The following is an 18417-nucleotide window of genomic DNA, read 5'->3' as shown; positions in this document are numbered from 1 at the left end:
CACGGGGGCCGCATCCGGGCGGGGCGGGGTGATGCCACGTCGTCGAGAGCGCTCTCACTGAGTTCCGCGGGCCAGGGCTATCCTGAGCCGCAACCGCCGGTGAGGAGTCCCGAAATGACCGAGACAACCGCCCGTCCCACGCTGGAGGCCGTGGCCGCGCGGGCCGGCGTCTCCCGGGCCACCGCCTCCCGGGTGGTCAACGGCGGCGACGGGGTGCGCGAACCCCTCGTCGAGCGGGTCAGACGGGCGGTGGACGAACTCGGATACGTCCCCAACCAGGCCGCCCGCAGCCTGGTGACCAAACGGCACGACGCGATCGCCGTCGTCATCGCCGAGCCGGAGACCCGCGTCTTCGCCGACCCCTTCTTCGCCCTGCAACTGCGCGGCATCAGCAAGGAGCTGACGGTCCACGACAGCCAGCTGGTCCTGCTGCTCACCGAGGGCCGCGACGACCACGCCCGTGTCGGCCGCTACCTCGCCGGCGGCCATGTCGACGGGGCCCTGGTGTTCTCGCTGCACCTCGACGACCCGCTGCCCGGACTGATCCAGGGCGCCGGGGTGCCGACCGTGTTCGGCGGCCGCCCCGGCTGGAGCGACGGCACACCCGGGCCGGTCTATGTCGACAGCGACAACCGCGGTGGCGCCCGGGAGGCCGTGCGCCACCTCGTCGGCCTCGGCCGCACCCGGATCGCGCACATCGCGGGCGCCCTCGACCAGACGTCCGCGGTGGACCGGCTCGACGGCTTCCGGGACGTCATGGCGGACGCCGACCCGAGGATGGTCGTCGAGAGCGACTTCACCCCGGCCGGCGGCGAACGCGCGATGCGTGAACTCCTCGACCGCTGCCCCGACCTGGACGGCGTGTTCGCCGCCAACGACCTCACCGCCGCGGGTGCCCTGCGGGTCCTGCGCGAACGCGGGCGGCGGGTACCCGAGGACGTCGCCGTGATCGGCTTCGACGACATGCTGCCCGTCGCCGAGCAGACCGACCCGCCGCTGACCACGATCCGCCAGGACATAGAGGAGATGGGCCGCCTGATGGCCCGGCTCCTGCTGCGCCGCCTCGACCGCAGCACCACCGGCCGGGCCGACGCGGACACCCCGGCCGCCGTGGTCCTGCCGACGACCCTGGTGCGCCGGGCCTCGGCCTAGCCGGAGCCCCGGAGCCCCGGAGCGGTGCGGGTTCGCTCACGGCTGCTGCTGTGCGCTCCGGATCACCGCGAAGCGGGCGCCGGACGGATCGGCCAGCTTGGCGATCCGGCCCACGTCCGGCACGTCCGTGGCGGGCATCCGGACCGTGCCGCCCAGCTCCTGCGCCTTGGCGACGGCCGCGTCGGTGTCGGTCACCTCGAAGTACGGCAGCCAGTACGGGCCGGTCGCGGCCTCCATCGGGTCGTCGGCCAGCGGGACCAGGCCGCCGAACATGGAGTCCTCCCCGCCCCCGGCGGGGTTCAGACAGGTGTAGGTGCCGCCGGGGAACGGGACCCCGGACGTCTCGTGGCCGAGCACCTTGTGGTAGAACGCGGCAGCCGCCGCGATGTCCGGCGTGTACAGCTCGACCCAGCACAGCGAACCGGTCTCCTCGGCCACGTCCACCCCCTTGATCCGCCCCGGCTGCCAGAGGCCGAACTGCACTCCGGCCGGGTCCGCGAGGATCGCCATGTGGCCCTGGCCCATGACGTCGATCGGCGGGTGCAGCACCCGGCCGTGGGCCTGCTCCGCCGTCTTCGCGGTGGCCTCCACGTCCGGGCTCTGGAAGTACACGTTCCAGGACGGCGGGCCCTGTTCCGCGGTGGTCTGCATACCGCCGGCCGCGGTCCTCCCGCCGAGCTGGAAGAAGCCGTAGCCGCCGGCCTCGGGGCCCGCCGAGACGAACTGCCAGCCGAACAGGGCGGCGTAGAAGGCGGTGGCGCCTTCGATGTCGGACGTACCGAGGTCGATCCAGTTCGGGGAGCCGTCGACGAAACGGGTGGTGAGCATCTGCGCCCTCCTTGAAGGGGGTCCCGGTGCCTGCACTGCCGAGTCTTGCACCGCCCACTGACACCCGCTGCCGCAGCGACCCGACCGAGCGGGGCACGGCAACGGCGGACACGGAGATCACCATCCGTGACGGCGGATGCTCCGATTGTTGCTCCCGCCTCCGCGCGCCGCCGTGCGCCACGGCGGCGCGCGGGAGGATCATCGGGCGACCGGAGCTGTCGGACCGCCGCGTTGATCCGGCGTTGATCGAACGTTTTTCGCCGCCCGGCACGATCCTGTCCATGCAGATCGACACCATCGCCACGCCCGACCTCGCCTGGCAGGCCGGGGCGCTGTGCGCGCAGACCGGGGCGGACTTCTTCTTTCCCGAGCCGGGCAGCTCGGTGCGTGAGGCGAAACGCATCTGCGGTATGTGCGAGATGCGCTCCGCCTGCCTCGACTACGCCCTCGCCAACGACGAGCGCTTCGGGGTCTGGGGCGGCCTGTCGGAGAAGGAACGGCTCCAGCTCCGGCGCGCGGCCAACTGAAAAACCCTGTGTTCCACCGCCACCCGGCCAGTTAAGATCACGGCGCGTCCGGACGTAGCGCAGAGGTAGTCGCGCGCCCTGCACAGGCGGATACGCCGGTTCGAATCCGGTCGTCCGGACGCGCTCACGGTCCCGTAGAGCAGAGGCAGACTCGCCGCCTTGTCAGGGCGGATACGCCGGTTCGAATCCGGCCGGGACCACGGTACGACGGACATGGGGCGGGCGGGACGGATGGGCGAGCTGATCACCGGGGCGATCACCGAATCGGACACCAGGTCGGCGATCGAAGCCGCCCCCGAAACCGTCACCGAGGCGGAACTGGCGGCCTTCCACCGGACCGTGGGCAAGCTGCGGGCGCTGCCCGTCGACGACGCCCGCAGGCTGCGGGCGGAGCAGGTCGCCGCGTCCTTCGCCCGCGACGGACGGCTGCGCCGCCGCAAGTCGCGCAGCACCGAGACCTCGGCCGCCGACGCGGCGGCGATGGCGGCCACCGCGACCGGCGCGGTGGACCGGCGCGAGGACGCGCCCCTGGCCGCCCCCGGCACCGGCGGCAGCTTCCGCAGACCGCGTACCTGTTATGTCTGCAAGGAGCCCTATCGACAGGTCGACTCCTTCTACCACCGGCTCTGCCCGCGGTGCGCCGAGGACAACACCACCCGTCGGGGCCTGAGCACCGATCTCGGCGGTCGTCGCGTGCTGCTCACCGGCGGCCGGGTCAAGATCGGGTTCCAGCTGGCCCTGATGATGCTGCGCGACGGCGCGGAGGTGCTCGTCACCTCCCGCTTCCCGCACGACACCGTGCGCCGCTTCCGGGCCGCGCCCGGCAGCGCCGAGTGGCTCGACCGGCTCACCGTGCTCGCCGTCGACCTGCGCGACCCACGCCAGGTGCTGGGACTCTGCGAGGAACTGCGCCGAGCGGGCGAGCCGCTGGACATCCTCGTCAACAACGCGGCACAGACCGTGCGCCGACCGCCCGAGTCGTACGGGCTGCTCGCCGCCGGCGAGTACGACGCCCTGCCCGAGGGCGCCCGCCAGGCGCCGGGCTTTCGCCCGATGCGGATGCTGGAGGGCTCGGCGGACGCCCTGCCCGCCGCCCTGCGCGAGGCCGACGAGGCCGGACTGCTCCCCGACCCGGCCCCGGAGAACTCCTGGTCGGCGCGGCTCGGCGCCCTCGACCCGGCCGAGGTGCTGGAGACCCAGCTGGTCAACGCCCTCGCCCCGGCCCTGTTGTGCGACCGGCTGCTGCCGCTGCTGCTCGCCTCCCCGCACCCGCGTCGCTACGTCGTCAACGTCACCGCGGTCGAGGGCCGGTTCGCCGTGCGCAACAAGACCGCCGGCCATCCGCACACCAACATGGCCAAGGCGGCCCTGAACATGCTCACCCGCACCAGCGCCGCCGAACTCGCGGAACAGGGCGTGCACATGTGCGCCGTCGACACCGGATGGATCACCGACGAGAACCCGGCGCCGAAGAAGGACCGGATGGCCCGGGCCGGGTTCCGCACCCCGCTGGACATCGTGGACGGAGCGGCCCGCGTCTACGACCCGATCGTGCGGGGCGAGTCGGGGGAACCGCTGTCCGGGGTGTTCCTCAAGGACTACCGCGAAGCAGCCTGGTGACCACCGTCCGGGCTCCGGCCCGGGCGCCGCATCGTCGTGAACACCTCGGTCCAGAAACGCTGTTGCTGCGGCGACGCGCCCACCAGATAGGTCGCGCGCAGCTTCGCGGGCAGCAGCGGGACGAGCCGGGACACCGCGGCACGGTGCTTCTTCAGCTGCGACAACTCCGCGTTGGCCAGCAGCTGATGGACGATGTCGCTGTCGTCGTCGCCCTCGTCGGAGTGCTCGGCCGCGCGCCGCAGCCGGGCCTCCCAGGCGTCGATGTCGCGGGCGAGCTCCCGCAGCCCGGTGACCGGCCGGCCCCGGAAGCGGTCGATCAGCGCGGTGAGCGGCACGGGCGCGTACTCGCCGTCGCCGAGATAGACCGTGGCCATCTCCAGCGGCAGCCCGCGGCGGTGCAGCTTGATCAGCCGCTCCATGGTGCGCTTGGTGATCCAGGCCCGGCCGTCGTCGTCGATGTCGTGCTTCCACCACTCCAGGACCGTCTCCGCGTCCGCGCCGTAACGGGCGAGCAGCCACTCGTTGGCCGGGATGTCGTCCGGCTCCACCTCCAGGGACGCGGTGAACCGGGACGCCTGGGCGATGTTGTTCCGCGACACCAGCAGCTTGCGACCGAGGTGGTACGGCGGGTTCTGCACGGCTATCTGCGCCCGTAGCTGCTCGATCCGGCGCCCGGCCAGCGACCACTCCTGGGTGATCTCCATCAGCTTGGCGAACGCGGCCTTGTCCTTGGGCCGGTTGTACTCGTCCCACACGATCACCTTGGGCTCCGGGCCGGTGAACTTAGCGGCCAGCAGGTTGTCCAGGGTGCCGTCGGCGGCCGGGACCGGCGCGCACAGGTCCTCGACGTTGGTCACGGGCAGCGAGAAGTACAGTGCCTCCCGCCCGAGCCCCGCGCGCACCGTCTCCCGCACCAGCTCCGTCTTGCCGCACCCCGGCGGCCCCTGGAGCAGCACGGTCCAGCGGTTGCGCAGCGCGGCCCGCACGACCTGCCGTACCGGGTCGGCGATCCGTGACGGGTTGGGCACGTTCAACGCCGCCGCGACCTGGTCGAGGATCTCGGCCGTGCGGTTCGGGCCCGGTCTGCCGTCCGGACCGGGCTCGGCCAGCCGCAGCCGTTCGCCGTCCACCAGGGGCAGGCCCCAGCGCAGCGGGAAGCCCTCGCGGGCGTTGGCCAGGACGTGGTCGAGGGTGCGCGGGGAGAACAGCTCGCGCAGCGCCGGAGGGAGCGACGCCCACAGGGAGAAGACCGGACGCAGGTCCCACGGACGGTACTTGGCGGCGAGATGGCGTCGCCAGGAGGTGTCGTTCGCCGTGATCCGCAGGGTGACCATGCGGTCGAGGAGCGCCAGGTCGCTGCGCCGGGCCGAGGTCTCGGCCAGCGACTCGTTGTCGGTGAGGAAGACGCCGATGCAGCCGAGGGCACGCAGATCGTGCTCGCCGAGGGTCCAGTCGCAGGCGATCTGCATCAGCTGCGCCTGGATCGTGTCGCCCGCCTGGAGGGAGTCGTCGACGAGCAGCACGAACGGCCGACCGGGCTTCAGCTGGTTCATCACCAGCTGGCGCAGCACGAGTTCACCCGTGCGCGGGTCTCGTACCGGCGCGTTGACCAGCAGGTCGTCCGGTGTCAGGTTCGCCGCCGGGACGTACACCAGCGTGGCGTCCGGGTGGGCGCGGGCGACATGCGAGAAGAACGTCGCCGTCTTGCCGATGCCGTGCTCACCGAAGATCTGGCCGGTCTGCCCCAGCTCGATCATCGCGTCGATGAATCCTTCGAGGCGTGAGACCTCGTCGGCCCCGCGGCCGTGGTCGGCGGCGGAGGCGAACTGCCCTGCGAGCGTGCTCATCTACCTGTCCTGTGTCCCCGTGTGTCGGTGTCCCTGTGTGTCCATGTGCGCGTGCGCCCGGTCACCCGGGTCTCCCGGACGGCGGTGTCTCCGTGGGCACGCGATGGCAGGCCATCGCCGGCGTGTGCGTCTCGGGCCACTCGCTGCCGCCCTCGGTGATCAGCCAGATCCATTTCTCCGGCTCCGCGGGCGTGATCGCGGGTGCGTATCCGTCGGTGAGGATCACGACGGCGTCCGGACGGACGTCGAGCCGCCGCCCGTCCACCTCCGTACGTCCCTCCACGTAGTCCGCGACGGCCTGGAAGCTGGTGCCGCCCCCGCCGTACACCCGCTCGCCCGGGGCGAAGGGCATCACCACGGTGTCGAAGGACAGCCAGTGCGCCTCGACCCCGTCGATCCGGCCGACGAGACCGGTCAGCCAGGTCACCACGTGCTGCGGCATGGAGCCCGAGGTGTCGTAGGCGATGACGAGGACCTTCTCGCGCACCGGGCCGCGTCGCGCGAGCATCGGCTCCTGACCGAGGGCGGCGAGCAGGGCGCCACGCTTCTTCGGGTACACCAGCCGCTCGCCGTCGCGCAGCTTCGAGCCGAGGACGTCGACGAGCCAGCGCTGCCACCAGTGGACGGTACGCGTGCGCGAGGTATCGCCGCGCAGCACGCCCGCGCCGAGGTTCCCCCAGATCCGCGAGATCCGCGCCGGACCGTCCTCGCTGCGGCGCATCAGGTCGAGCAGTTCGCGCTCCGCGCCCGCGTGTCCGCGCCGGGCCGCCAGCAGGGAGTTGAGCAGCACGGAGGACACGACCGCGTCGACGGTCTCCGGGTCGGCGGGCACCCCGCCCTCCGCCAGATGCACACACAGCCGCCGCTGCGGGACCGGTGGATGCCGCATCCGCTTCAGCTCGCCGTGGACACGCAGGTCCGTGGCGATGAACGTCTCGTACGGGACCGGCTCCAGGCCGTGCGCCGTCAGGTCCGCGCGGTAGGCCTCGTACACCTCGCGCGGGTCGATTCCGGTGGGCCGGCCGTTCAGCGTGGGCAGTGCCGTCCGGCCGAGGCGGACCAGTGCCACATGGTTGATGGAGACCTCGGCCGCCAGCTCGAACACCGGGTCGTCGCGCAGTTCGGGCTCGGCGTACAGATGCCGGTGCACCAGGTGGCGCGCCTCGTGGAACAGCACGAACTTCACGCCGTCCAGGCCCAGTCGGACGAAAAAGTCCGGGTTGAACAGCAGCAGACAGGTGCCGTCGCCGGAGGCGACCACGGCCGCCGTGTCCACCGCGGTGGTCGCGATCTGGTGGTGGCACTTGGCGTACAGCCAGGACGCCACCGCCGACTCGGTCAGGCCGAAGTCCAGCAGGGCGGCCTCCTTCAGCCGCCGTGCCTCCCCGACCACCGCAGGATCCGCCGGTCGGTACCGCTCCAGCGCCCTGCGGTCGGCCAGGTCCACGACCGGGGGACGCCGACGCCCCCGCTCCCCGTACGCCATCGCGTGCCCCCCGTTCCCCCCGTGCGGCGCGCCACGTGCCATGTGCCCCCGTGCCGCATGGCACGTGACCGCGTGACCCATTGGTACCAGCCCGCACCGACAACGGGCGAAGGCATTACGCTCGGGCCTCAAGGGCGGGGCCGTAGCGCAGAGGCAGGCGCACCGGTCTCCAAAACCAGAACACGCTGGTTCGAATCCAGCCGCCCCGCCCCCTCGCCCGGCTGCTCGTCCCGGACGCGGACGCCGGTTCAGGCGATGGCGCCCGCGGTCACCACCAGCTCGGGGGCGGTGCCGTGGAAGGTGGGCATCAGCTGTGCCAGCACCGCCCAGGCCTCCTCGCTCTCGCCGAGGTGGTCGCGCACCAGCGGGCGCAGCGCGTCCTGGGCGGCGGCCAGGCGCGCCGGGAACAGGGTGTGCCCCAGGGACAGCAGCCCCAGGGCGCGGGCGGCGGGGCCGTGCTCCGTCGCGTACTCGGCCGGGCCGCTCAGGATTCCGGCCTGCCGCACGCGGTGGGTGAACTTGCGATGGGTGCCGAACCCGGCGCGCAGCGCGGGCGGACAGTCCGGCCGTACGGACAGGGCCCAGCGTGCGTATCCGGGCAGCGGACGCTCCCCGTCCGCGTCGGCGACCTCCTGCCAGTCCGGGCGCTCCACGACCATGGAGGCGGCCGCACGTCCCTGTTCCATGGAGGCGACCGTGCGCAGGGCGCCGACCAGGCCGAGGCGGGTGAAACTCTCGGGCACCGGCGGTTCCTGTCCGCGCAGCGTGGGGGCGACGGGCACCGGTTCCGTACGGCCGGGGCCGAACGGCACACCGCGGACGATCGCCCGGCGGATGCCGTCGTTCGCCGGGAGGTGCCGCCACACCACGGTGTTCAGCTCGGAGTCGTCCTCCTCCAGGGCCCACAGCAGCATGGACGCGGGCACCGGCGGCCACGTCCACCTGGACAGCAGCCGACGCTGTGCCTCCGGGGACCGGTCGGGGCGGGACAGGCCGATGCGCCGGCGGACCCGCCTGGCGATTTTGTTCTCGACCAGGCCCAGCAGGAAGTCGACCGCCTGCTGCGAGGTGCTGTCGTCATGCATGGCGGCATGATGCCGCAGGTCCGCGGCGGGCCGCACGGGGAATTCGGCCCGCCGCGCGCGTGCGGTCAGCCCGCGGCGCGCGCCGCCATCCGGGCCTTGCGGGCCGCGAGCTTCTCGTCGAACTTCAGGGCCTCCGAGTCGAGGCCGCCCATGAACAGGCCGAGCTCCTCCTGCGCCTGGAGACCCTCGGGGCCGAGGCCGTCGATCTCCAGGACCTTCAGGTGACGCAGGACGGGCTGGATGACGTCGTCGTGGTGGATGCGCAGGTTGTAGACCTCGCCGATGGCCATCTGCGCGGCGGCGCGCTCGAAGCCGGGCATGCCGTGACCGGGCATCCGGAAGTTCACGACGACGTCCCGCACCGCCTGCATGGTCAGGTCGGGGGCCAGTTCGAAGGCTGCCTTCAGCAGGTTGCGGTAGAAGACCATGTGCAGGTTCTCGTCGGTCGCGATGCGGGCCAGCATGCGGTCGCAGACCGGGTCGCCGGACTGGTGTCCGGTGTTGCGGTGCGAGATGCGGGTCGCCAGCTCCTGGAAGGCGACGTACGCGACCGAGTGCAGCATCGAGTGACGGTTGTCCGACTCGAAGCCCTCGCTCATGTGCGCCATGCGGAACTGTTCGAGCTTGTCCGGGTCCACCGCGCGCGAGGTGAGCAGGTAGTCCCGCATCACGATGCCGTGCCGGCCCTCCTCGGCCGTCCAGCGGTGCACCCAGGTGCCCCAGGCGCCGTCCCGGCCGAACAGGGAGGCGATCTCGTGGTGGTAGCTGGGGAGGTTGTCCTCGGTCAGCAGGTTCACCACCAGGGCGATCCGGCCGATCTCCGTGACCTTGGACTGCTCCTTGCCCCAGGCCTCGCCGTCCTCGAAGATGCCGGGGAAGTTGCGGCCGTCGCTGAACGGCACGTACTCGTGGGGCATCCAGTCCTTGGCGACCTTCAGGTGACGATTCAGCTCCGTCTCGACGACTTCCTCCAGTGCGTACAGGAGCTTGGCGTCTGTCCACACAGCAGGGCTGCCGAGGTGAGGGGAGGTGATCGTCACGGGTAACTCCAGGGGACGCGGTGCACGGTCGAACGGTCCGGCGAGCGGTGCCGGAACTTACGGAATCGTAGGCTACGAAGCCGTAGGTTACGTTGCCGTAGGTTAAGTTCTCCGTAAAGACCGCTGATCAGCCCGCCTTTTTGCGTGAAACCCGTACTTCTGTCGCGGCCGGGCTCGGGGCGGCACGGCGGCCCCGAGAGGGGCGACTCCCGGGGCCGGGCAGACGATGTTCACCTGAACGGGGCGTATCGCGGTAACGGAAGATACGGGAGGCGCGGGGGGATCCGGGAGATGCGGGACGTAAAGGTCCTGCGGATGTCAGGTGCGAAGGCCGTGCTGGCTCAGACGTAGAGGTCCCGCAGGCGCACCGACAGGCAGGTCACGCAGCCTTCGAGCTTCTCGAACTCGCTGATGTCCACCACGACCACCTCATGGCCCAGGTCCGTGAGCAGCTCCGCCGTCTTCGGCGCACTCGCGGCCATGAGCAGCTTGCCGCCGCCGAGCAGCACCACGTGCGAGCCGGACTCCTCGGGCACCGGGAGGAAGCGGGGGAACAGGGAGGGCTGGTCCACGTTCGGGATGTGCCCGAGGACCGTCCCGTCGGGCAGCGCGGTGACCGCCGACTTCAGGTGCAGCACCTTGCTCACGGGCACGGACACGACCCGCGCGCCCAGCGGCTCGAAGGCGGCGCGCAGCTGCTGCACGCCGGCCGCGTTGGTGCGCCCGCCCCGGCCGACGTAGACCGTGTCGTCGATCTTCAGGACGTCGCCGCCGTCGAGTGTGCCCGGCTCCCAGATCCAGTTCACCGAACAGCCCAGCCGGGCCACGGCCTCCTCGACCCCGGCGGTCTCCTCGCGCCGGGCCTCGGCGCCGGGCCGGGCGATCAGGGCGACGTTCCGGTACATGACCACCGTGTCCTCGACGAACACGGAGTCGGGGCAGTCGTCGGCCGGCTCCACCTCGACCGTCTCCCAGCCGTGCGCCTGGAGCGCCGCCACGTACGCCTCCCACTGCTCGACGGCGAGATCGACGTCGGGCTGTTCCCGCTCGATGTGGGTCACCAGGCCTTCGGCGAGGCGCGGACCGGGGCGGCGGACGAGGGCCTTCTTGCTGGGCACGAGGAGTCTCCGTATCCACTGTGTGTACTCGGTGTCCATGATGCGGCGCAGGCTGGACATCATGCAGTGCGGGCGCACGCCGGCAGAACCCCCGGTGAGGGGCTGTGGCCCTCCTGAGACACGGCCGCCCGGCCCCGGGAGGCCGGGGCCGGGCGGCCGATGGAGGGTGACGGAGGCCGGGAAGGGCCGCTACCCGATCTCGTCCGGGGTGATCTCCCGCAGCTCCCCGTCCAGCAGCAGCCAGCGCGTGATGCCCAGGGACTCCAGGAACGGCAGGTCGTGGGAGGCCACGACCAGCGCGCCCTCGTAGGACTCCAGGGCCGTCGTCAGCTGCCGGACGCTCGCCATGTCGAGGTTGTTCGTCGGCTCGTCGAGCAGCAGGAGCTGCGGCGCGGGCTCCGCCAGCATCAGCGCGGCCAGGGCCGCCCGGAAACGCTCGCCGCCGGAGAGCGTCGCCGCCTGCTGGTCGGCCCGGGCCCCACGGAACAGGAAGCGGGCCAGGCGGGCCCGGATCTGGTTGTTCGTGGCACCCGGGGCGAACCGGGCCACGTTCTCGGCGACGGTCAGCCCGTCGTCGAGGACGTCGAGCCGCTGCGGCAGGAAGCGCAGCGGGACATGCGGCTGCGCCTCGCCCGCGACCGGCGTCAGCTCCCCGGCGATCGTGCGCAGCAGCGTGGTCTTGCCCGCGCCGTTGCGCCCGATCAGCGCCACCCGCTCCGGACCGTGCAGGTCGAGGCCGCCGGCCACGCTCGCCCCGTACGCGAGTTCCAGATCCCGCAGGGTGAGCACGGTCCGGCCCGGCGGTACGGCCGTGTACGGCAGGTCGACGCGGATCTCGTCGTCGTCCCGTACGGCGTCCGCCGCGTCGTCGAGCCGGTCCCGTGCCTCGGCGAGCCGCTCCTCGTGCATGATGCGGTGCTTGCCCGCGGACTCCTGTGCCGCGCGTCTGCGCGCCCCCATGACGATCTTCGGTTCGCGTTTCTGCTCGAACATCTTCTGGCCGTACCGCTTGCGCCGTGCCAGCTTGACCTGCGCGTCGACCAGCTCGCGCTTCTGCTTGCGCAGGTCGGCCTCCGCGACCCGCACCATGCGTTCGGCGGCCTCCTGCTCGGTGGCCAGCAACTCCTCGTACGCCGAGTAGGTGCCGCCGTACCAGACGATCTCGCCGGAGCGCAGGTCCGCGATCTGGTCGACCAGTTCCAGGAGTTCGCGGTCGTGGCTGACCACGACCAGGACGCCCGGCCAGGCGGAGACGGCCGTGTACAACCGCTTGCGCGCGTACAGGTCGAGGTTGTTGGTGGGCTCGTCGAGGAGGAGGACGTCCGGCCGGTCCAGCAGGAGTGCGGCCAGCCGCAGCAGCACGGACTCGCCGCCCGACACCTCGCCGATCGTGCGGTCCAGGCCGATGTGGCCGAGACCGAGTTCGCCGAGGGTGGCGAGCGCGCGCTCCTCGACGTCCCAGTCGTCGCCGATGATCTCGAACTGCCGCTCGGAGGCGTCGCCCCGCTCGATGGCGTGCAGCGCGGCGCGCCGGGCGGCGATGCCGAGGGCCTCGTCGACCTTGAGGGCGGTGTCGAGCGTGACGTTCTGCGGGAGGTAGCCGACCTCGCCCGCGACCCGGACGGCTCCGTCGGCCGGGACCAGTTCCTGGGCGATCAGCTTCAGCAGGGTCGACTTCCCCGAGCCGTTGACGCCGACGAGACCGGTTCTGCCGGGGCCGAAGGAGACGTCCAGGCCGTCGAAGACGGAGGTGCCGTCGGGCCAGGCGAAGGAGAGGGACGTACAGGTGAGGGATGCGGACATACAGGCCTCGCGGTTGCTTGATGCGGTCAGGGCAAGCGCGTATCAAGACACCGCGGGGCAATCGCCGGAAAGTCCTGTGCCGGAACTCAGGAGGACGGCTCGGACGCCGAGGTCGCACACCAAACACACACCCTCGGGTGTGTGCGGCGGTGTCTCAGGACCTCAGACGAGCAACGTCCTTCTCCAATCGACGACAACAGGAACGTCATCCACGGTACGAAGACCCTCGGGGGACGTCAATCGAATTAGGCGCGGGCCGCTGTGCCGTGCGACTCGTGCCGTGCGACTCCTCCGGTCCCGGGACCCGTTGGTGTCGGATTCCTGCCAGCCGAGCGGGGGGACCCGCTGCTTGAGTGGTCTCCATGACGAACCCGAGCACCTTGCGCGAGCGCGCCCTCGCCTTCCGAGCCCTGCACATTCCCGGACGCCCGCTCGTCCTGCCGAACGCCTGGGACGCCGCGAGCGCCCGGGTCGTCGAGGACGCGGGCGCCGCGGCCGTCGCGACCACCAGCGCCGGCCTGGCCTGGTCCCTGGGCGCGGCCGACGGCGACCGCCTCGACCGGGAGCGGGCCGTCGGGGCCCTGACGGCCGTCGCGTCCGCGGTCCGGGTGCCGGTGAGCGCGGACATCGAGGGCGGCTACGCGCCGGATCCGCAGGGCGTCGCCGCGACCGTCCGCGCGGTGCTCGCGGCGGGCGCCGTGGGTGTGAACATCGAGGACGCGCTGCACGAAGGGCCCGAGCCGCTGCGGCCGGTCGCGGAGCAGGCCGAGCGGATCGCCGCCGCCCGCGCCGCCGCCGACGCGCAGGACGTGCCGCTGTTCGTCAACGCCCGGATCGACACCTATCTGCGGGGCGCCGGGGGAGTGGACCGCACGCTGGAACGGGCCGCCGCGTTCCTCGCCGCGGGCGCCGACGGGATCTTCGTCCCCGGGGCCGTCGACCCGGAGACCGTCAAGCTCCTCGTCGACGGTGTGGACGGTCCGCTCAACATCCTGATCGGCCCCGGCTCCCCCTCGGTCGCCGCACTGGCCGGGCTCGGCGTCGCGCGCGTCAGCGCCGGTTCGGGCCTGGCCGAGGCCGCGTACGCCGAGGTCCGCCGGGTCGCGCGGGAGCTGCTGGACACGGGGACGTACGACGTGCCGGCCGGTGGGCCCGGCTACGGCGGGCTGAACAAGCTGCTGGCAGGCAGGCCCTAGCCGGCGTCCCGCAGCAGTTGCGCCAGGTCGTGGTCGAGGTCGAGATGGAGGTGCTCCTGGCCGATCTCGACCAGCTCGCTCGTGGCGTGCAGGAAGCGGCGGATCTCCGCCGAGTGGACGTGCACGACGGCGGTGCCCTCGGGCGCGTGGAACTCCATGACGGTGCGGCCGTACCCGTACGGCCGGATCCGTACGTCGCCGTGGCCCTCCGGGCCGTGCAGGCCGGCCTTCAGCAGGTCGCGGGCGAACGTCCAGCAGACGTCGACGCCTTCGAGGGTGGCCGGGGCCGGGAAGGTCATGTGGATCGCGAACGGGTCGCGCCGGTCGTAGTGCAGCGTGGCGGGGATGCTCGGCACCCGTGGCGCGGCGGCGACCAGACGGGCCTCTACGGACTGCTCGATGACGGTGGACAACGCCTTGCTCCCTAGGACGGCTGGACGGCGGAACCGGACGGGACGGGTACTGGTAGAGACGTACGAAACGGCCCTTCCGTGCACCCGAGTGCCGAGTGACCTCGGTCACCGACGTCAATCCGGGAGCGGTCGAGGGCAGTGATCAAGGTCGGATCCACAGCGGATCCAGGGCGCGTCGAGGGAGCTACTGCCGCTGCCCGCAAGGCAGTTGAGGCGACCGGACGCACTCTGGACGTGGGCGGGGCGGTGGGCTAGCTTCGCCCGCCATGAGACGTTCGGTGCACTTGGGGAAGACGAGACGCACGACCCCTGCCGGCCGGTCGCGCCGGTCCGCCCGCCTCCTGGCCGCGGCGGTGACGGCGACGGTGTGCGCGCTGGCCGCGGTACCGGCGCAGGCCCACACACAGCCTCGGCCGCAGCCCCACGCGCGGCCTCACCCGACCCCGCACTGGGAGCCGAAGGACACCGGCGCACCCGACGTCCGGCTGCGCGGACTGTCCGCCGTCGACCGGGACACGGCCTGGGTGGCCGGGACCGGCGGGACCGTCCTGCGCACCACGGACGGCGGGGCGAGCTGGCGCGACGTGTCACCGCCGGGCGCCGCCGACCTCCAGTTCCGGGACGTCGAGGCGTTCGACGCGCGGCACGCCGTGGTGCTGGCCATCGGCGAGGGCGAGGCGTCGCGGATGTACCGCACCGACGACGGCGGGGCGAGCTGGACGGAGTCCTTCCGCAACACCGACGCCAGGGCCTTCTACGACTGCCTCACCTTCTTCGACCGGCGGCACGGCCTGGCGATGAGCGACCCGGTGGACGGCCGGTTCCGCATCCTGTCCACCGGCGACGGCGGCCGCACCTGGCGGGTCCTGCCGAGCGCCGGTATGCCGGCCGCCCTGGACGGCGAGGCGGGCTTCGCCGCGAGCGGCCAGTGCCTGGTCGCCGCCGGGCCGCGGGACGTCTGGCTGGCCACCGGCGGGGGCGCACACGCGCGTGTGCTGCACTCGGCCGACCGCGGTCTGACCTGGACGGCGGCCGACACCCCGATCCCGGCCGGGGACCCGGCCCGCGGTGTCTTCGCGCTCGCCTTCCGCGACCGCGGCCACGGTCTCGCGGTCGGCGGCGACTACCGGGCCGACCAGGCGTCCCCGGACGCGGCGGCCCGTACCTTCGACGGCGGCCGCGCCTGGGGGCCCGCCGCCGTGCCCCCGCCCGCGTACCGTTCCGGCGTCAGCTGGCTTCCGCGCAGTCGTACGGCAGCCCTCGCGGTCGGCCCCACCGGCACGGACCTGACGACGGACGGCGGCCGCACCTGGCGGACGATCGACCCGGGCTCGTACGACACCGTGGACTGCGCGGCCGTCGGCCTCGGCTGCTGGGCCGCGGGGGAGAAGGGGCGGGTGGCCCGGCTGGCGTACTGACCCGGCCGCGCCTCAGCCGAGCGTCTCGCGGTACCGCTCCAGCGCGGGTGCCGTCTTCGTCGCCGTGAACTCGGTGATGCGGTACGCGCACACACCGGCCACGGTGAAGGGGTCGCCCGCGGCGACCTCCTCGATCGCGGCCCGGTCCGCCGCGACGGCGAGGATCACCCCGCCGTCGCGGGGGTCCTTGCGCCCGGACGCCAGGAACAGCCCCTTCTCGTACTGCTCGTCGAGCCAGGCCACATGGGCGTCCAGCACGGCGTCGACGGCTTCGAGCGGGGCGGTGTAGGTCAGCTCCAGTACGAACATGATCAAGAGCCTGGCCCCCGGTGCGGGCAGGAGCGGAGGGGACCGTAGGCTCGTCGCACCATGACGACCGTACCCATCCCCGCGGGCTGGCCCGCGACCGAGGAAGAGGCCCGCGCCGTCCAGGACGAGCTGCGCGGACGGGTGGTGACGGACGAGCCGGGGCCGCCGCCCGGGTCCGGGCACGTCACCGGTGTCGACGTCGCCTACGACGACGAGCGGGACGTGGTCGTGGCGGCGGCCGTCGTCCTCGACGCGGCCGGGCTCGGTGTCGTCGCCGAGGCCACGGCGGTCGGCCGGATCTCCTTCCCGTACGTGCCCGGCCTGCTGGCGTTCCGCGAGATCCCGACGGTCCTCGCCGCCCTCGCGGCCCTGCCCTGTCCGCCCGGCCTGGTCGTCTGCGACGGCTACGGTCTCGCCCACCCCCGCCGCTTCGGTCTCGCCAGCCACCTCGGCGTGCTCACCGGCCTGCCCACCATCGGCGTCGCGAAGAACCCCTTCACCTTCGCGTACGACGAGCCGGGCGCCCGGCGTGGTGCGGCCGCGCCGCTCAGGGCGGGCGCGGAGGAGGTCGGACGGGCGCTGCGCACCAGGGACGGCGTCAAGCCGGTGTTCGTCTCGGTCGGCCACCGGGTCGGCCTGGACAACGCCTGCGCCCACACGCTCGCCCTCACCCCCGCCTACCGGCTCCCCGAGACCACCCGCCGGGCGGACGCGCTGTGCCGGCGGGCGCTTCAGGAGGCGGTCACGCGCCAGGAACCCACCTCGCGGTAGTCGGAGTCGTGGACCGGCGCCCCGTCGCCCGGTTCGAGCGCGTAGTGGCGCAGGTTGCCGCCCCAGTACCGCAGGATCCGCCCCAGCTCGCCCGCCGGGTCCTGCGCCAGTTTTCCTTCGTCCACCGTGACTTCGAGCAGGAACTTCACGTCGAACCTCGCCTTCGATTGCTTTCCCGTGCTTCCTGGCCAGGCTTCGATCGTTTCATTGAAACGCCCGTTGAGGCTTCTCCCGCAACAGGCCCAGGAGGGGCCCGCCGTGCGCCCGAAAAGTCTCAAATCTCGCAGAGGTGCGCACAGATGACGGACCGTCATCCGGTTGTCCGGGCCCGGCCGCCGCGCCCGTCCCCGGGGCCCGCGCCCGTGTGCCGCACTGAGTACGCGTTCTGAGTACCTGTACGGATGTGGCCCGGCCGGGTCGGCCGACAGGCTGGGCCGCATGACGACGCAGCGTTCCCCGAAGCCCCTCGCCGACCCGAACCGCCCTGTCGAGCGGGCCGTGACGGCCGTCCTGATCCTTGCCGCGCTGGCGGGTGTCGCCTGGATAGCCGGGATGATCTACACGGTGGTGGCCTGGCCGCTCTAGAGCTCCAGGCCTGTGCGGCCTCAGCGGGTGGCGGCCACCCGGAAGGTGATCCCCGCCCGGCGCAGCCGTTCCGTCAGCGCGTCGCCCATCGCCACCGCCGTCGTGACCTGCCCGGCCGTCGGCGGAAGGTCGTCGAAGGCCAGGGCGAGCGCCGACTCCGCGAACATCTTCGCCGTCTCGCCGTACCCGGGGTCGCCGCCCGCGACCTCGGTGAACACCCGTCGGCCGCCGCCCTCGCCGACGAAGCGCACCGAGAACCAGCTCTTCGCCCGGGTCCGCTCGCTGGGCCCCTCCCCGGGCTTGAGGCGGTCGGACAGCCAGCGTCGCGCGGGCGGGATCTGGGCGGCCGCGGCCAGCGCCCCCACGGCGGCGACCCCGCCCAGCGCGACGGGCAGGCGCCGTACGGCCGCGTAGTGGCGGTAGCGGAAGTCGGGGCCGTAGCGCTCCAGGGCCTTCGCCGAACGCCGGACGATCTGCGGGTCTATGGTCGGCAGGGGCAGTGCCCAGGCGCCGACCTCCCCGGCGAACCGCGGCGCGCCCGTCGGGGCCGAGGCCCGGCGGCCCATGAGCCGCGGTTCGTGCCGTCCGCGGTCCCGTGCGGCGGCCGCCATCTGCCGTCCGCGCGCGAACTGGTTCAGCGCCGAGGCGAACGTGCCGCCGGAGAAGGTGGCGTGCGCCGTCACGAAGCCGTCGACCCGCAGCGGCACGCCCTCGGGGAGCTGACGGACCGTGAAGAGCGCGCCCAGGTCGTGCGGGATCGAGTCGAAACCGCAGGCGTGCACGAGCCGAGCGCCGGTCTCCCGCGCGCGTGCGTCGTGCCGTACGTACACGAGGTCCACGAACTCCGGCTCGCCCGTCAGGTCGAGGTAGTCCGTGCCGGTGTCCGCGCAGGCGGCGACGAGGTCCTCGCCGTAGCTGAGGTAGGGGCCGACGGTCGTGGCCACCACGCGCGCCTGCTCGGCGAGGGCGCGCAGCGAGGCCGGGTCGGACACGTCCGCCCGCAGTACGCCGACCTGCTCGGCGCCGGGCAGCCGGTCGCGCAGCTCCCGCAGCCCGCGCTCGCTGCGGCCCGCGATCGCCCAGCGCAGCCCCTCGGGCGCGTGGGCGGCGAGGTACTCCGCGGTGAGCGTGCCGACGAAGCCGGTGGCCCCGAAGATCACGATGTCGTACGGACGGTCCGTCCTGTTCAGCCTGGCCATGACACCCCTCGCTTCGTGCA

General features: G+C 72.7%; 18 protein-coding genes and 3 tRNA genes. 10 read left to right on the top strand and 11 right to left on the bottom strand.

All coding sequences use genetic code 11. The features are described 5' to 3' along the window. Window positions 1–114: 114 nt before the first annotated feature. Window positions 115–1152 carry a LacI family DNA-binding transcriptional regulator gene (locus tag FNH09_RS19975; protein WP_152889901.1) on the top strand — a complete coding sequence of 346 codons (1038 nt, stop codon included), beginning with the start codon at window positions 115–117 and terminating at the stop codon, window positions 1150–1152. A 36-nt stretch (window positions 1153–1188) separates the two neighbouring features. Here FNH09_RS19975 and FNH09_RS19970 read toward each other — a convergent pair whose 3' ends face one another. After that, window positions 1189–1980, bottom strand: a complete 792-nt coding sequence (locus FNH09_RS19970) for a VOC family protein (protein ID WP_152889899.1) — start codon at window positions 1978–1980, stop codon at window positions 1189–1191. 281 nt (window positions 1981–2261) lie between these two features. Here FNH09_RS19970 and FNH09_RS19965 point away from each other — a divergent pair, with 281 nt between their 5' ends. From FNH09_RS19965 to FNH09_RS19950, 4 genes are all read left to right on the top strand, one after another. Further along, a complete protein-coding gene (locus FNH09_RS19965) occupies window positions 2262–2507 on the top strand; it encodes a WhiB family transcriptional regulator (protein WP_202919714.1) in 246 nt (81 codons plus the stop codon). A 48-nt stretch (window positions 2508–2555) separates the two neighbouring features. Continuing rightward, window positions 2556–2626: transfer RNA gene (locus tag FNH09_RS19960), tRNA-Cys, on the top strand. A gap of 9 nt (window positions 2627–2635) precedes the next feature. Further along, a tRNA-Asp gene (locus FNH09_RS19955) sits at window positions 2636–2707 on the top strand. 31 nt (window positions 2708–2738) lie between these two features. After that, window positions 2739–4127 (top strand): SDR family NAD(P)-dependent oxidoreductase, encoded by a 1389-nt coding sequence (locus FNH09_RS19950; RefSeq protein WP_152889911.1) that lies wholly within the window; start codon window positions 2739–2741, stop codon window positions 4125–4127. Here the strand turns inward: FNH09_RS19950 and FNH09_RS19945 are convergent. Then, a complete protein-coding gene (locus FNH09_RS19945) occupies window positions 4106–5974 on the bottom strand; it encodes an AAA family ATPase (RefSeq protein ID WP_152889896.1) in 1869 nt (622 codons plus the stop codon). The two genes, FNH09_RS19950 and FNH09_RS19945, sit on opposite strands and share 22 nt — an antisense overlap. A 61-nt stretch (window positions 5975–6035) precedes the next feature. Then, on the bottom strand, window positions 6036–7460 hold the full coding sequence (locus tag FNH09_RS19940) for a DUF2201 family putative metallopeptidase (RefSeq protein ID WP_152889894.1): 1425 nt from the start codon (window positions 7458–7460) through the stop codon (window positions 6036–6038). 134 nt (window positions 7461–7594) lie between these two features. On the opposite strand from FNH09_RS19940, the gene FNH09_RS19935 reads away from it, so the two are divergent. After that, window positions 7595–7670, top strand: a tRNA-Trp gene (locus FNH09_RS19935). Between the two features lie 38 nt (window positions 7671–7708). On the opposite strand, the gene FNH09_RS19930 is transcribed toward FNH09_RS19935, so the two are convergent. The 4 genes from FNH09_RS19930 to FNH09_RS19915 form a co-directional block, all read right to left on the bottom strand. Next, complete coding sequence (locus FNH09_RS19930; protein WP_152889892.1) at window positions 7709–8545, bottom strand: hypothetical protein; 837 nt, start codon at window positions 8543–8545, stop codon at window positions 7709–7711. A 65-nt stretch (window positions 8546–8610) separates the two neighbouring features. Beyond that, entirely contained in the window at window positions 8611–9585 is a 975-nt protein-coding gene (locus FNH09_RS19925; RefSeq protein WP_162468838.1) for an acyl-ACP desaturase, read from the bottom strand. 341 nt (window positions 9586–9926) lie between these two features. Further along, window positions 9927–10703 (bottom strand): dimethylargininase, encoded by a 777-nt coding sequence (gene ddaH, locus FNH09_RS19920; RefSeq protein WP_162468837.1) that lies wholly within the window; start codon window positions 10701–10703, stop codon window positions 9927–9929. 189 nt (window positions 10704–10892) lie between these two features. After that, on the bottom strand, window positions 10893–12506 hold the full coding sequence (locus FNH09_RS19915) for an ABC-F family ATP-binding cassette domain-containing protein (protein WP_152889888.1): 1614 nt from the start codon (window positions 12504–12506) through the stop codon (window positions 10893–10895). A gap of 362 nt (window positions 12507–12868) precedes the next feature. Here FNH09_RS19915 and FNH09_RS19910 point away from each other — a divergent pair, with 362 nt between their 5' ends. Further along, on the top strand, window positions 12869–13702 hold the full coding sequence (locus FNH09_RS19910; protein WP_152889886.1) for an isocitrate lyase/PEP mutase family protein: 834 nt from the start codon (window positions 12869–12871) through the stop codon (window positions 13700–13702). On the opposite strand, the gene ssgD is transcribed toward FNH09_RS19910, so the two are convergent. Continuing rightward, a complete protein-coding gene (ssgD, locus tag FNH09_RS19905) occupies window positions 13699–14115 on the bottom strand; it encodes a spore wall synthesis regulator SsgD (RefSeq protein ID WP_152889884.1) in 417 nt (138 codons plus the stop codon). The two genes, FNH09_RS19910 and ssgD, sit on opposite strands and share 4 nt — an antisense overlap. A gap of 341 nt (window positions 14116–14456) precedes the next feature. On the opposite strand from ssgD, the gene FNH09_RS19900 reads away from it, so the two are divergent. Further along, entirely contained in the window at window positions 14457–15533 is a 1077-nt protein-coding gene (locus FNH09_RS19900) for a WD40/YVTN/BNR-like repeat-containing protein (RefSeq protein ID WP_152889907.1), read from the top strand. 12 nt (window positions 15534–15545) lie between these two features. On the opposite strand, the gene FNH09_RS19895 is transcribed toward FNH09_RS19900, so the two are convergent. Then, window positions 15546–15842, bottom strand: a complete 297-nt coding sequence (locus tag FNH09_RS19895) for a YciI family protein (RefSeq protein ID WP_152889882.1) — start codon at window positions 15840–15842, stop codon at window positions 15546–15548. A 60-nt stretch (window positions 15843–15902) separates the two neighbouring features. Between FNH09_RS19895 and FNH09_RS19890 the strand changes: the two genes are divergently transcribed. After that, window positions 15903–16613, top strand: coding sequence for an endonuclease V (locus FNH09_RS19890; RefSeq protein WP_152889879.1), 711 nt, complete (start codon window positions 15903–15905; stop codon window positions 16611–16613). On the opposite strand, the gene FNH09_RS19885 is transcribed toward FNH09_RS19890, so the two are convergent. Further along, entirely contained in the window at window positions 16574–16762 is a 189-nt protein-coding gene (locus FNH09_RS19885; protein WP_162468836.1) for a hypothetical protein, read from the bottom strand. The genes FNH09_RS19890 and FNH09_RS19885 overlap by 40 nt on opposite strands. Window positions 16763–17051: 289 nt before the next feature. On the opposite strand from FNH09_RS19885, the gene mmpA reads away from it, so the two are divergent. Beyond that, entirely contained in the window at window positions 17052–17198 is a 147-nt protein-coding gene (gene mmpA, locus FNH09_RS47690) for a morphogenic membrane protein MmpA (protein ID WP_202919713.1), read from the top strand. 20 nt (window positions 17199–17218) lie between these two features. Here mmpA and FNH09_RS19880 read toward each other — a convergent pair whose 3' ends face one another. After that, window positions 17219–18397: a saccharopine dehydrogenase family protein gene (locus tag FNH09_RS19880; RefSeq protein ID WP_152889876.1), complete on the bottom strand. Its 1179-nt coding sequence runs from the start codon at window positions 18395–18397 to the stop codon at window positions 17219–17221. Window positions 18398–18417: the final 20 nt, after the last annotated feature.

It is taken from the genome of Streptomyces adustus (assembly GCF_009377175.1).
Taxonomy (GTDB): domain Bacteria; phylum Actinomycetota; class Actinomycetes; order Streptomycetales; family Streptomycetaceae; genus Streptomyces; species Streptomyces adustus.
The sequence above is the reverse complement of the archived record's forward strand: the minus strand, read 5'-3'. Positions and strand labels throughout refer to the sequence as shown.